At 55.6% G+C, this 13,870-nt stretch carries 14 protein-coding genes; 13 read left to right on the top strand and 1 reads right to left on the bottom strand.

Features of this window, described 5'->3' with window-relative positions; translation table 11 throughout:
- The first annotated feature begins 102 nt into the window (after positions 1 to 102).
- From F0319_RS10820 to F0319_RS10855, 8 genes are all read left to right on the top strand, one after another.
- A complete protein-coding gene (locus F0319_RS10820; protein WP_149366900.1) occupies positions 103 to 1,692 on the top strand; it encodes a methyl-accepting chemotaxis protein in 1,590 nt (529 codons plus the stop codon).
- 62 nt (positions 1,693 to 1,754) lie between these two features.
- Complete coding sequence (gene glsB / locus F0319_RS10825) at positions 1,755 to 2,681, top strand: glutaminase B (protein ID WP_111964600.1); 927 nt, start codon at positions 1,755 to 1,757, stop codon at positions 2,679 to 2,681.
- The gene (locus F0319_RS10830) at positions 2,681 to 3,037 is read left to right on the top strand and encodes a DUF4186 domain-containing protein (protein WP_111964599.1); all 357 of its coding nucleotides are present in this window, start codon (positions 2,681 to 2,683) and stop codon (positions 3,035 to 3,037) included. The genes glsB and F0319_RS10830 overlap by 1 nt, the downstream gene beginning before the upstream one ends.
- Positions 3,038 to 3,150: 113 nt before the next feature.
- Positions 3,151 to 4,590 carry a sensor domain-containing diguanylate cyclase gene (locus F0319_RS10835; RefSeq protein WP_149366901.1) on the top strand — a complete coding sequence of 480 codons (1,440 nt, stop codon included), beginning with the start codon at positions 3,151 to 3,153 and terminating at the stop codon, positions 4,588 to 4,590.
- A gap of 119 nt (positions 4,591 to 4,709) precedes the next feature.
- Complete coding sequence (locus F0319_RS10840; protein WP_149366902.1) at positions 4,710 to 5,675, top strand: sensor domain-containing diguanylate cyclase; 966 nt, start codon at positions 4,710 to 4,712, stop codon at positions 5,673 to 5,675.
- Positions 5,676 to 5,757: 82 nt separating this feature from the next.
- Entirely contained in the window at positions 5,758 to 6,285 is a 528-nt protein-coding gene (locus tag F0319_RS10845) for a GNAT family N-acetyltransferase (RefSeq protein ID WP_149366903.1), read from the top strand.
- Positions 6,286 to 6,402: 117 nt separating this feature from the next.
- Positions 6,403 to 7,854, top strand: coding sequence for a tagaturonate reductase (locus tag F0319_RS10850; protein ID WP_111964595.1), 1,452 nt, complete (start codon positions 6,403 to 6,405; stop codon positions 7,852 to 7,854).
- 201 nt (positions 7,855 to 8,055) lie between these two features.
- On the top strand, positions 8,056 to 8,970 hold the full coding sequence (locus F0319_RS10855; RefSeq protein ID WP_149366904.1) for a bestrophin family protein: 915 nt from the start codon (positions 8,056 to 8,058) through the stop codon (positions 8,968 to 8,970).
- On the opposite strand, the gene F0319_RS10860 is transcribed toward F0319_RS10855, so the two are convergent.
- Entirely contained in the window at positions 8,958 to 9,506 is a 549-nt protein-coding gene (locus F0319_RS10860) for a GNAT family N-acetyltransferase (protein ID WP_149366905.1), read from the bottom strand. The genes F0319_RS10855 and F0319_RS10860 overlap by 13 nt on opposite strands.
- A 118-nt stretch (positions 9,507 to 9,624) precedes the next feature.
- Between F0319_RS10860 and F0319_RS10865 the strand changes: the two genes are divergently transcribed.
- The 5 genes from F0319_RS10865 to F0319_RS10885 all read left to right on the top strand — a co-directional run bounded on the left by F0319_RS10865 (position 9,625) and on the right by F0319_RS10885 (position 13,772).
- The gene (locus tag F0319_RS10865; protein ID WP_111964592.1) at positions 9,625 to 10,095 is read left to right on the top strand and encodes a GNAT family N-acetyltransferase; all 471 of its coding nucleotides are present in this window, start codon (positions 9,625 to 9,627) and stop codon (positions 10,093 to 10,095) included.
- 12 nt (positions 10,096 to 10,107) lie between these two features.
- Positions 10,108 to 10,548, top strand: coding sequence for a GNAT family N-acetyltransferase (locus F0319_RS10870; RefSeq protein WP_115875061.1), 441 nt, complete (start codon positions 10,108 to 10,110; stop codon positions 10,546 to 10,548).
- 145 nt (positions 10,549 to 10,693) lie between these two features.
- Positions 10,694 to 11,689 (top strand): alpha/beta fold hydrolase, encoded by a 996-nt coding sequence (locus tag F0319_RS10875; protein WP_149366906.1) that lies wholly within the window; start codon positions 10,694 to 10,696, stop codon positions 11,687 to 11,689.
- A gap of 44 nt (positions 11,690 to 11,733) precedes the next feature.
- Positions 11,734 to 12,474, top strand: a complete 741-nt coding sequence (locus F0319_RS10880) for a response regulator (protein ID WP_111964589.1) — start codon at positions 11,734 to 11,736, stop codon at positions 12,472 to 12,474.
- Positions 12,471 to 13,772, top strand: a complete 1,302-nt coding sequence (locus F0319_RS10885) for an ATP-binding protein (RefSeq protein WP_149366907.1) — start codon at positions 12,471 to 12,473, stop codon at positions 13,770 to 13,772. The genes F0319_RS10880 and F0319_RS10885 overlap by 4 nt, the downstream gene beginning before the upstream one ends.
- Positions 13,773 to 13,870 lie beyond the last annotated feature (98 nt).

Raw genomic sequence — 13,870 nt, forward strand, 5'->3', positions numbered from 1 at the left:
TCGGCCCTCATCACGAGGGCCGTTGTCATTTATCTGCAATGGTTCTGTCATTTTCATTTCGTAGACTTCATCGCGTCTAACGCCTTGTAAATGAAGCTAATTATGAACCTAACGCAAATTTTTCGCCGTATTGCGCAGCGTCTCACTCCCCGTCACTTTGGCCTGTTGACAGGGATCTTTTGCATTATTGGCCTTTTCTCCGCGCTGCAGCTCTCCTCGTCATTTCTGCTTAACGCCTCCCTGAACGACGCTCAGCGCAACGAGCAGCAAAACCTTCTGGCCTGGCAGCAGCAGAGCAAGCTGGATCAGGCCCGTGTTTCCCTGCTGGCGGCAAGCGATTTGCTTAACCGGTCCGGCGTCTGGTTTATGCAGGATAAAGAGACCGGCTCCGACGGGAGCTGGCATAGCCTGATGGATGATGCGCAAAAGGCGCTGAAGATTTCTCAGCAGGCATGGAAGGCCTGGCTGGCGCTGAATCCGCCGAAAGACGACGCGCTGGTGAACAGCTATCAACTTTTCTACGGCGCGATCGAAGAGCAGGCTGAAGGTCTGGTCAAAACCAACACCATCGACGCTTTTTTTGCCGTACCTGCTCAGGCGTTTCAGTCTGATTTTAATGACAACTATGCGCGCTATCAGCAGGCAAGCGAGAAGCAGGCCATGAAGGGGCGCCAGAGCCTCATGGCGCAGCTCTCCGGCCTGCAAACGTTGTTCCTGTTTGCGCCTGTGCTGTTGCTCGCCATCGCGGTTATCGTGTGGTTCGGCATGTCGAGATGGGTGATTACGCCGCTTCGTCGACTCATCGCGCATATCAACCGGCTGGCAGCAGGGGATCTCTCCGGCAAGCCGCCCAACGTCATGCGCTTCAACCGGGAGATAGGGCAGCTCAGCGACAGTATCGCCACGATGCAGCACGGCCTGCAGCAGCTGGTGACGCAGGTCAGCCATGCCACCGCCACGATGGTGGAAAACATCGGCTCCCTCGCGGAGGGTAACCAGAAACTGTATCAGCAGTCAGCGCGTCAGGCGAAAGAGCTTGAGGATGTGACGGCGCATATCGCGTCGCTGGAAAGCCATGTGGAAGGGAATACCGGCTATGCCAGGCTCGCCAGCTCGCGGGCCGATGAGGCGCGCCAGGCCGCCGTGGGCGGCGACCAGATGATGTTAACCGTAAACGCGTCCATGCAGGCGATCGTCGACCGATCGTCTGAGATGCGTGGGATCGTGGCGATGATCGACAGCGTGGCGTTTCAGACCAACATCCTGGCGCTCAATGCCGCCATCGAAGCTGCCCATGCAGGAAACCAGGGACGTGGGTTTGCCGTCGTCGCCCGGGAGGTCGGTCTTTTGGCCAGAAAGAGCAGCCACTCGACGCAGACCATACAGGAGCTGATCAACCGCTCGCTGCAGGGCATTGAAGACGGTTCCCGCGCCGTCACCCTGATGGAAGAGAATCTCCAGCAGGTCACCGGGCTGGTGGGTAATCTAAGCAGTTTGCTTAATGAGATCTCCGCTGCCACGCTCAGTCAGGGAGAGAGTATTCACCAGATGACGCGTCAGCTTCAGGCGCTGAATCAGGTCTCCCGTCAGACGGATTTGCTGGTCTCTGACGCCTCGGATGCCTCAGAGCGGCTGCAAAAGCAATCCGATCTTTTATTGCAGGCCGTTTCGCGTTTTCGTCTTAGCGCCTGACGTAATACATAAGCCTCTGTTATACTCGCAGCCCGTTTTAGCCTGAGGGCAAGGAGCAAAGTGTGGCTGCGGTCATCCATAATGAGATGTTGGACGAGATTCTGGCGCAGGTTCGTCCGTTAATTGGAAAGGGGAAGGTTGCCGACTATATTCCGGCCCTTGCCTCGGTAAGCGGGAATAAGCTGGGCATCGCTATCTGTACTATCGACGGACAGCGATTCCAGGCAGGCGATGCCACTGAACGTTTTTCCATTCAGTCCATTTCGAAAGTGCTGAGTCTGGTTGCAGCGATGCGCCAGTACGAAGAAGAAGAGATTTGGCAGCGCGTGGGTAAAGATCCTTCCGGCCAGCCTTTTAACTCGCTGCTTCAGCTCGAAATAGAACAGGGGAAACCGCGAAACCCCTTCATCAACGCCGGGGCGCTGGTGGTCTGCGATATGCTGCAAAGCCGCCTCAGCGCTCCGCGCCAGCGAATGCTTGAGATTGTTCGTCAGCTCTCGGGCGTTGACGATATTGCCTATGATGCGCTGGTAGCGCGCTCGGAGTTTGAACACTCCGCCCGTAACGCGGCTATCGCGTGGCTGATGAAATCCTTCGGTAATTTCCACAACGACGTGGCGACCGTCCTGCAAAACTACTTCCATTACTGCGCACTGAAAATGAGCTGCGTTGAGCTGGCTCAGACGTTCCTGTTCCTTGCGCATCAGGGTCATGCGCCGCATCTCGATCAGGAAGTGGTTTCTCCTCTACAGGCTCGCCAGGTTAACGCGCTGATGGCCACCAGCGGGATGTATCAAAACGCCGGTGAGTTTGCCTGGCGCGTTGGATTGCCAGCTAAATCGGGCGTTGGCGGCGGAGTCGTGGCGATTGTGCCGCACGAAATGGCGATAGCCGTCTGGAGCCCGGAGCTGGATGAAACGGGAAATTCGCTTGCCGGTGTCGCGGTTCTGGAGAAACTGACCCAGCGTCTGGGACGTTCCGTATACTGATGTCCGATCTTGATCCTCTTTTTTCCCGCCTGGCGCGATCGACATTTCGCTCGCGCTTTCGCTTAGGCGATAAGGAACGACAGTACTGCTGGGACAAAGGCCCCGAAACCATTGACCAGCATGCCGCGGATTTTGTCGAAAAGCGCCTTGCGCCTGCACACCCTGCAAACGACGGCAAGCAGACGCCCATGCGCGGACACCCGGTGTTTATCGCCCAGCATGCCACGGCCACCTGTTGTCGGGGCTGTCTGGCAAAATGGCATAACATTCCACAGGGTGTAACGCTCACTGCGCAGCAGCAAAATTATATTGTCGGCGTCATTCACCACTGGCTGGTGTTGCAAATGAACGCCTAAATTTGACGAGTTATGCTCCTGTGTTATTTGTGTTATAGATGCATCCTAAGTTAGTCCCAATCGTGCTGACGACCGCAATAATTGCCGTAAGCTTTCATATGGAATGATATTTAATGCGTTCTGCTCTTACTGCCTTCAGGCCGTTCCAGGTTGACACGCCGCTGCGAAATGCATCGACGATCTTTATCCTCACCACCTTATTCTATTTTGTGGGCGCGGAGTTACGGCTCGTTGAGGCCCTCTCTCTGTTCTGGCCGCTGAATGGCGTCATGGCAGGGATCTTCGCCCGCTATGTTTACCTGAATCGCCTGCATTACTATGCGGTATGTTATGTCGCGATGCTGTTGTACGACGCGGTGACGACTAACTGGGGTATCGCTTCATTGGTGATCAACCTGTCTAACATGATCTTTATCGTTGTCGTCGCCGTGCTGATTCAGCGCGACAAGCGGCTAATGAAGAAAACCCCCGATCCGCTTAACGCATTACGCCTGTTTAACTACTGCCTGATTGCCGCGCTGCTTTGTGCCTTGCTCGGCGCGGTGGGGTCGGTTGGGATTGACAGTCACACCTTCTGGCCGCTGTTTGCCGACTGGTTTAGCGAGCAGTTCTCAACCGGCGTGCTTGTTGTGCCTTGTATGCTCACGTTACGTATGCCCGGGCGTGAACTCAGGTTACGTCTGGAGCAGTTGCTGCCTGTGATGGCGCTGATTGTCTCGGTGGTCGCTTCGGTGGTGATTGGCGGAGCGGGGAGCCTTTCGTTTCCTCTGCCTGCGCTTATCTGGTGTGCGGTTCGTTACTCCTTGCCTGCGACCTGTCTGCTGACGTTTATCACGGGCGCCACTGAAATTATTCTGGTCGCCAACTCGATTATTAACATTGCCGTGGCGACGCCGTTTACGACCCCAATGATGTTTTCAGCCCGGCTGGGGATCGCCACGATGGCGATCTGTCCGGTGATGGTATCCGTCAGCATGGCGGCGATTAACTCCCTGATCCGTCAGGTTTCGCTCAGGGCGGATTATGACTTTTTAACGCACGTCTATTCGCGTTCCGGGCTTTACGAGGCGTTAAAGCAGGAAGAAACCTACCGTCATACACGTTTTCTGACCGTCATGCTGTTGGATATTGATTATTTCAAAAGCATTAATGATAACTACGGCCACGAGTGCGGAGACCGCGTGCTGGCGTCGTTTGCCCGACAGGTTCAGCAGGTTGTCGGTGAAGACGGCATGGTGGCGCGCATGGGCGGGGAAGAGTTCGCGGTGGTAGTTAATTCAGGCGACGCGCAGCACGGTTTTGAACTGGCTGAACGTATCCGATCTACCGTTGCCAGCCATCCTTTTACATGGCGTCACCAGACGCTCTATCTGACGGTCAGTATTGGCCTCGGAAGTGGGAAGGCAGAGTCATGGCAGTTGACCGAGGTCTTCAACAAGCTGATGGCCGAGGCGGACGATCATCTCTATCGTTCAAAAAAAGCGGGTCGAAACCGTACCAGCGCCCGGGTGGCGGACGAGCAAATTGCTACGCCCTCCGGGAGTGAAACCTAGCTGCGTTAATCGTCATAAGGCATTGACGTGAATAGTAAGCGGCTTAACAGGACGTCAGAACACTGACAATGTCTCTGTTTAAGCTACGCTTTTAGTAACGCTTTACGTCAGGAGACATTATGAAAGCACCTGCAACCCCTGAAAATGAAACGGAACGTCTCAACTCGCTGCGCGAGTCTGGTTTGCTTGAGATTGACAGTTCCCCGGCGTTTGACCGCTTAACGCGTCTGGCAAAACGCTTTTTCCAGGTGCCGCTGGCGATGGTCAATCTTATCGATGAGCATTCGCTGATCGTCAAGTCGGCTGATGGTCAGGCACCGAGCGCCGTTCCGCGTAACATCTCATTCTGTGGACATACGATCCTCACCGAAGCGCCGCTGGTGGTGGGGGACATGCTTCAGGACGATCGCTTTGCGGATAATCCGCTGGTGGCCGGTGAGCCGCGCGTGCGGTTTTACGCGGGCTTCCCGCTGCGCCTGCGTGACGGCGCGAGCGTGGGCTCGCTGTGCCTGATTGATTACGCTCCCCGTGAGTTTTCAGCGTCCGACCTCGCCGTGCTGGGGGACCTGGGCGCGCTGGCGGAAGATGAATTTGCTGCCATCAGTGCGGCGACCACGGATGAATTAACCGGGTTATTCAACCGTCGGGGCTTTAATCAGCTTGTGCGTTTCACGCTTTCCGTTGCCCGGCGCCGGGCTGAGCCGCTGACGCTTGGCTGGCTGGATTTGGATCGTTTTAAGGAAATTAACGATCGCTACGGCCATGAAGAGGGAGATAAGGCGCTGAAAGCCATGGCGCAACTGATGCGTAGCTCATTCCGTGAAGCAGATCTGCTGGTGCGTTTTGGCGGGGATGAGTTCGCCGTGCTGTTTGCGGATACGGATGAGCAGGGGGCCTGGATTGCCATGCAGTATCTCGCCGAGCAGGTAGAAAGTTATAACGCCCGTAAGCTGCATCCCTGGTCGCTTCATTTCTCATGGGGGCTTAGCGAATTCGATCATAACGGCAACGATCTGCAGCAGTGGTTAAAAGATGCCGATGAAAAGATGTATGCCATGAAACAGCAGCGCCAGCGCGCCCGGTGACATAACAAAAGCCTATGTTCGAACCGTTTGCGTTAAGAAGATGTTAAATGCACAGTGATGGTATTCAACGTAAGGAAAAACAATGAATACCTCACTGCAAATCAAAAACCTCACCCGAGACGAAATTCTTACCCATATTGATGCGCTGGCCGGGATCCTAGAAAACTGCGTAAACGGCGGGGCATCCGTCAGCTTTATGCTCCCTTATAGCCTGGATAAGGCCCGTCTTTTCTGGCGCGGTATTGCCGAAAGCGTAGCGCGAGGCGAGCGGCTGGTGCTTGCCTGCGTCGATGCGCAGGACGGCGTCATCGGAACGGTGCAGCTGATCACAGACCAGCCGGAAAACCAGCCGCATCGGGCCGATGTGGCAAAGCTGCTGGTTCATGAGAAAGCGCGCCGGAAAGGGGCCGCGATGGCATTGATGGAAGCGCTGGAGGCTGAGGCCCGGGCCAGAGATATTTCGGTTCTGGTGCTTGATACCTCCACCGGCAGCGGGGCCGAAACCTTCTACCAGCGTGCCGGCTGGCAAAAGGTTGGTGAGATCCCGCGCTACGCGCTGATGCCGGACGGTGCCATGACGGCCACGTCCGTGTTTTATAAGTTCCTGTAAATATTCTGCACAACTACGCGACGTATTGATCAAAACAGGGTTTCTGGTCGTTAAGTTTTGATAAGTTATCGTACCAATCTTATCAGGCTGTATGACTAATCATAAAAGGAACCCCTTGTGAACACGCTCAACCGTCGTGATTTTCCCGGTGCTCAATACCCAGAACGCATCATTCAGTTTGGTGAAGGCAACTTCCTGCGTGCGTTTGTCGACTGGCAAATCGACCTGCTAAATGAACATACCGATCTTAATGCCGGCGTGGTTATCGTCCGTCCTATTCAGAGCGATTTTCCACCGTCGCTGAGCACTCAGGATGGTCTCTATACCACTATCGTTCGTGGCCTGAACGGGCAGGGGGAAGCGGTGAGCGAGAGCCGTCTTATTCGCTCGGTTAACCGTGAAATCAGCGTCTACGACGACTATGACGCGTTTCTGAAACTGGCTCGCAATCCGGATATGCGGTTTGTTTTCTCGAATACCACTGAAGCCGGTATCAGCTACCACGCAGGTGACAAATTCGACGATGCGCCTGCAGTGAGCTATCCGGCGAAGCTGACGCGACTGCTGTTTGAGCGCTTCAGCCACTTCAACGGTGCACCTGATAAAGGCTGGATTATCATTCCGTGCGAACTGATTGACTACAACGGAGATGCCTTACGTGAACTCGTCCTGCGCTATGCGCAGGAATGGGCGCTGCCTGCGGCCTTTTTCCGGTGGCTAAACGACGCCAACTGCTTCTGCTCGACGCTGGTAGACCGTATCGTGACCGGTTACCCGCGCGATGAAGCGGCTGCGCTTGAAGCTGAGCTTGGTTATCACGATGGGTTCCTGGACACGGCTGAACATTTCTATCTGTTCGTTATCCAGGGGCCGGCATCCCTTGCGCACGAACTTCGTCTGGATAAGTACCCGTTAAACGTGCTGATTGTCGATGACATCAGGCCCTACAAGGAACGCAAGGTGGCCATTCTGAACGGCGCGCACACGGCGCTGGTGCCGGTCGCCTTCCAGGCCGGGCTGGATACGGTAGGCGAGGCGATGAATGATGCCGAGGTCTGCGCGTTCGTCGAAAAAGCGATTTATCAGGAAATCATTCCGGTCCTCGATTTGCCGCGTGAAGAACTGGAATCTTTCGCCAGTGCGGTAACAGGACGTTTTCGTAACCCCTACATCCGACACCAGCTGCTCTCCATCGCGCTTAACGGCATGACCAAATACCGCACCCGCATCCTGCCGCAGCTGCTGGCAGGGCAGAAGGCGACGGGGCAATTACCAGCACGCCTGACGTTTGCTCTGGCCGCATTGATCGCGTTTTATCGCGCGGAGCGTAATGGCGAGAGCTATCCGGTGCAGGATGATGCATGCTGGCTGGAACGTTATCAGCAGCTGTGGGCGCAGCACCGCGATCGGCAGCTGAGCACCCGTGAACTGGTGCAGTCGGTGCTCAGCGTGAGTGAGCACTGGGAACAGGATCTGACGCAGGTGAACGGTCTTGTCGACCAGGTGACGCTGGATCTGGATGCCATTCTGCTTAAGGGCATGCGCGCCGCGGTTAAACCGCTTTGCTAATGCGTTCACCCGGCTTCGGCCGGGTTTGAACAGGTCCCATTTAGTTACAACATACTATGTGCTTTGTTTTTAAAAAATCACATGCAGCACCGTGCGGTTTTCGCTACTCAGGGGAGAAAATGCAATGTTCCGTTAACATGCTTGCAACGGTGACGGGGATCACGTTTAATAGCCTCGCTCTTTTCTTTCCTGAAACTCACTATGATCGTTCGTCCTAAACAGCACTGGCTACAACTGATTTTTGTCTGGCACGGTTCGGTACTTCCCAAGATCTATACCCGATTGCTGCTCAACTTCCTGCTTTCTATCGCCGTTATCCTGATGTTACCGTGGTATACCTCGCTCGGTATCAAATTTACCGTGGCGCCATTTAGCATTCTCGGCGTGGCGATCGCTATCTTTCTGGGTTTCAGAAACAACGCCTGTTATTCACGCTACGTCGAGGCGAGGCTGCTCTGGGGGCAGCTGATGATAGCGGCACGCTCGCTGTTTCGCGAGGTAAAAAACACCTTGCCTGACGATAAGCACCTGGGCGAATTTGTCCGCCTGCAGATTGCTTTTGCCAACTGCCTGCGCATGACCCTGCGCCGGGAGCTGAACGCCGAGCAACTCTCTCGCTATCTTGCTGCGGATGATTTACGTCACGTGATGAGCTCCAACTCACCGGCGAACCGTATTTTACTGATCATGGGGGAGTGGCTGGCCGTGCGGCGGCGAAACGGGCAACTCTCAGACATTCTGTTCCATAGCCTGAACAATCGTCTGAACGACATGTCTATCGTCCTATCCGGCTGCGAGCGCATTGCAACCACGCCGGTGCCGTTTGCCTATACGCTGATTTTGCACCGCACTGTGTATCTGTTCTGCATCATGCTGCCGTTCGCGCTGGTTGTGGACCTGCACTACATGACGCCCTTCGTTTCGGCGCTGATCTCCTACACCTTTATCTCGCTGGACACCCTGGCGGAAGAGCTGGAAGATCCGTTTGGCACCGAAGATAATGACCTGCCGCTGGACGCCATCTGCAACATGATGGAACGCGATCTGCTGCAGATGAACGATGAAGAGAACATTCCGGACAGGCTGATGCCGGATAAGCACTATCAGCTGACCTGACGGGCGTTCCACTCGTCGCGGGTGATCTCCCACAGCTCGGAGTCCAGCATCCCGCTGACGTAGGCTTTCTTCTCCGTTCTGATAAGCCGCATGCCGCAACTGTCTGAAATACGCCGGGAGCGGCTGTTGGCGGCGGCTTTAGGCGCGCGCAATACGGGTTTGTTTAGCGTATTGAACCAGTAATCCGTCGCGGCAATACTGGCTTCGCGCATATATCCGTGCCCCTGAAATTCCGGCGCGAGCCAGAACCCGCGGTTGTTGTCCTCGACGTCGTACAGGCAAATAATGCCCATCAATTCATCCGGCACATCGCGTCGCCGGATGCTCCAGAACCAGGCAATCCCTTTTGCCATATCCGGCAGCGCCACGTTGTTGACATAGTTTTCCGCGCCGTTATCCGGGTAGGGCCAGGGCACGGAGGAGACCATATAACGGACAATCTCCCAGCGCGGATACAGCTTTTGTATCTGGACGGCATCTTCCGCTACCAGCGGTTTCAGCAGTAAGCGTTCTGTCGTGAGCGTCGGTATCGTCATGCGCGGATCTCCCTATTTAGGCGTTATGCTTTTGTTTGCGTTCTGGTATTTTCATCTTAATAGCACTCTATCTCAGCTATCTCACCTTTCCATCCTACTATCATTTGCAGAGGTCACTATGGCATTGAGGCGAGCCAACCCGCAGGAAGCCGAAACACTCTGGAACATTCGCAACCAGGCGATTCGTCACGGCTGTAAAACCAGTTACGACGCCGAGGTCATTGCGCGCTGGACGCCGGATCTCATGCCCGAACGCTATCGGCAGATGGTCATTGAATACCCTTTTTACGTGGTGGAAGATGAAAAGGGCGACGTTGCGGCGACCGGCTATCTGGATCTGGATACCCACTGTCTGGAGGCGATATTCACCTTGCCCGCGGCATTCGGTAAAGGCATGGCGACCCGGATTATCGAGGCGCTCAAAAATGAAGCCCGTAGCCGGGGGATAACCCGTCTGAGGCTGGATGCAACCCCTAACGCACAGTCGTTTTATCAGACGCTGGGGTTTGTCACGCTGCGCGAAAACTATCATCATTCGCGTATGGCGGGGGCTGATTTACGCTGTTTTGAAATGGCGATCGACTTGTAATGTGAGGAACACATGGCCGTCACGGTAAGACCTCTATGCGAAAACGATTATTCCCAATGGCGACCGCTGTGGGATGGCTATACCCATTTTTATGATTGCTACCTCGAGGAATCCGTCACCGCAGCGACGTGGGAAAGGGCGCTCTCAGCGCATTCACCGATGTTCTGCCGGGTGGTAGAGAAGGACCAAAAGGTCATCGGTTTCGCGATGTGTATTCTGCATGAAGGAACCTGGTCTACCGCGCCCATCTGCTACTTGGAAGATCTGTTTGTTGATGCCGATGAACGCGGGGCGGGAGCAGGTAAAGCGCTCATTGACGCCCTGATTGAGGAAGGCAAGCGCGAAGGGTGGTCAAAACTGTACTGGGTCACCCGGGAGAACAACCCGGCGCGTAAACTCTATGACAAATACGGTGAGGCTGACGATTACGTCCGCTATCGCCTCTCCCTTTAAGGCGACAACGCCTGTGTTTGTATCACACTGTATCAAGGTCCCGGATACATACACAGGCTTGCAATAAACCCGCTTTCGCACATATCCGCTATACACTGCAGTGTTGTTATATCCCCGTGAATTGTAATCAACCGGAGATACCAACATGTTTTGCAAACTCGCGTACTCGACCCTTGCACTGACCATTTCTCTTGGCACCGTGATGTCCTGTCAGGCTGAAGTCACCGGCACGAATATCGCGGCCGCCTTTGATCATCCGCAGCAAATTAACGCCGGCGATCTGAACGTCGGTTATGTCGACCTCGGCCCGAAAGACGGTCAGCCGGTTATTTTACTGCACGGCTGGCCCTATGATATTCACAGCTACGCCGAGGTTGCACCCGCACTGGCGGCAAAAGGCTATCGGGTGATTGTGCCTTCTCTGCGCGGCTACGGCACCACGCGCTTCCTGTCAGCCAAAAAGCCGCGCAACGGCCAGCCTTCAGCCATGGCAAAAGATATTGTGAACCTGATGGACGCCCTGAATATTAAGCAGGCGGTATTTGCAGGATATGACTGGGGTGCCCGAACGGCAGATATCGTTGCGGCGCTGTGGCCCGAGCGCGTTAAGTCACTTGTTTCAGTGAGCGGGTATCTCATCAGCAGCCAGCAGATTGGCAAACAGCCGTTGCCGCCAAAAGCGGAGCAGCAGTGGTGGTATCAGTTCTACTTCGCCACCGCGCGCGGTGCTGAAGGCTATGCGAAAAACACGCATGACTTCGCCCGTTTAATCTGGTCTCAGGCATCGCCTGACTGGAAATTTAGCGATGCTGTCTTTAACGCCAGCGCCAAATCCCTCGACAATCCGGACCACGTCGCCGTGACGCTCAGCAACTATCGCTGGCGCTTAGGGCTGGAAAAAGGTGAGCGCAAATACGACAGCTACGAGCAGAAACTGGCCACGCTGCCGAATATCACCGTTCCAACGATCACCATCGAAGGTGGGAACAACGGCGCGCCGCATCCTGCACCGCAGGCCTATGCGGGTAAATTTACCGGTAAGTACGAGCACCGCACTTTTGGGGCCACCGTAGGGCACAACCCGCCTCAGGAAGATCCGCAGGATTTTGTTAAGGCCGTTGTTGACGCTGACAAACTCTGAAATGTGCTATTTTCAGTACGTTACCCTTCGGTCTGGAGATTTCGGTGGAGCATATTGATCATATCCTTGTCGTCGATGACGACAGGGATATTCGTGAACTGATTGTCGATTACCTTGCTAAGTCTGGTTATCGCGCGACGGGCGCGGCCAACGGCAAAGAGATGCGCATCGTGCTGGATAAACAGCATATCGACCTGGTTGTGCTGGATGTCATGATGCCCGGCGATGACGGCCTTACGCTGTGTCGAGAGCTGCGCGTCGGGAAACATAAAGATCTCCCCATCCTGATGCTGACGGCGCGCAACGAGGAGACGGACAGGATCCTGGGTCTGGAGATGGGCGCGGATGACTACGTGGTGAAACCATTTGTCGCCCGCGAGCTGCTGGCGCGTATCAAAGCGATTTTACGGCGTTTTCGCACGATGCCGCCCAATCTACAGGTGACGGAAGCAGGGCGGCTAGTGATGTTTGGTGAATGGCAGCTCGATACCGTCGCTCGCCACTTAATCGATCCGGAAGGGGTAATTGTGGCGCTCAGCGGCGCGGAGTATCGGCTGCTGCGCGTTTTCCTTGACCATCCGCAGCGCGTGCTGACCCGTGACCAGCTGCTCAACCTGACGCAGGGGCGAGACGCCGAGCTGTTTGAACGCTCAATCGACCTGCTGGTTAGCCGGGTTCGCCAGCGTCTCAACGAAGATGCCCGCATGCCCGCTTATATCAAAACCGTGCGCAGCGAAGGCTACGTTTTTACGATGCCAGTGACCATCAAAGAGGTTAACGAATGAGGCTCTGGCCACGCTCGCTGCTGGCCCGTTTGCTGCTCGTCGTGCTGGCCGGTCTGCTGCTGGCTAACGCCCTGAGCCTGACGCTGGTCATGGTTGAACGCATGCACAGCGCCCGCACGGTGATGCTTGGTAATCTGGAAAACGATGTCGCAACCAGCGTCGCCATATTAGACCGCTTACCGGCGAGCGAACGTGCCGCCTGGCTGCCGCGGCTTGAACGGGGTAACTATCGTTATATTCTGGGCACAGGGGAACCTGGCGCAGCGCCGACGGATAAGCGTTCGCAAGATGCTATCCGAACCTTAAAAGCGACGCTTGCCGCGCATTACCCGCTTAGCTTTACCGCGGTTCCCGGCGCCATTTCGCATATTCAGGCCCATCTTACGTTACGCGATGGCGCACCGCTGACCATCGACCTGATCCCGCGCATGCCGCCCGTCGCCAGCTGGCTACCGGTCGTTCTCATCCTGCAGCTGCTGGTTCTGGCTGTCTGCTCCTGGATAGCCGTGCGGCAGGTCGTGCGGCCTTTTTCACACTTTACCCGCGCGGTGGATGCGCTGGATCCGGCGGCCAGCACGCCAATGACGGAAAAAGGGCCGCTTGAGGTGCAGCGGGCAGCGCATGCCTTCAACGCCATGCAGGCGCGCATTCAGTCTTATCTCCGGGAACGCGCGCAGATCCTGGCCTCGATTTCTCACGATCTCCAGACGCCCATTACCCGCATGAAGCTCCGCGTCGAAATGGCCGGAGAGCCTGAACTTCGCGACAAACTCCTGAACGACCTTGATAACATGTCTCGTCTGGTGCGGGAGGGCATTGCGTATGCCCGGTCATCGGAATCACTGGAGGAGACGTCGCTTAAGCTGGAGCTGAACGCCTGGATCAACAGCATCGCCTGCGATTACCAGGACATTGGTAAAAACGTGCACTTTCAGGCAGGCGAAGCCCGCTTGCCCATCGTCACGCGGCCGCAGGCGCTTCGCCGGGTGATGACCAATCTGCTGGATAACGCCCTCAAATTCGGCGAGCATGCTGCGATTTCAATTGACGATTCATCAGACAGCGAGGTCATTATTCACATTGTGGACGACGGTCCGGGGATCCCCGAAGCCGAGCTTGATGCGGTATTACAGCCGTTTTATCGGGTTGAAACCTCGCGCAACCGCGAGACTGGCGGGACAGGACTCGGACTGGCGATCGCCGCGCAGCTCACCGCTCAGCTGGAAGGAAAGCTCAGGCTGGCGAACCGTAACGGGGGCGGGCTGGACGTCTCCATTACGCTACTGCGCCGTGAGTAAAATTGTACGGCTTTGTATCTCTCTGCCTGGGCGATACAGAGCCAGACAAAACCCTCGCATTTACACATATCCTGAACACATCCGCACGCTTAAATAGC

The sequence above is a fragment of the Enterobacter vonholyi genome (assembly GCF_008364555.1).
Taxonomy (GTDB): domain Bacteria; phylum Pseudomonadota; class Gammaproteobacteria; order Enterobacterales; family Enterobacteriaceae; genus Enterobacter; species Enterobacter vonholyi.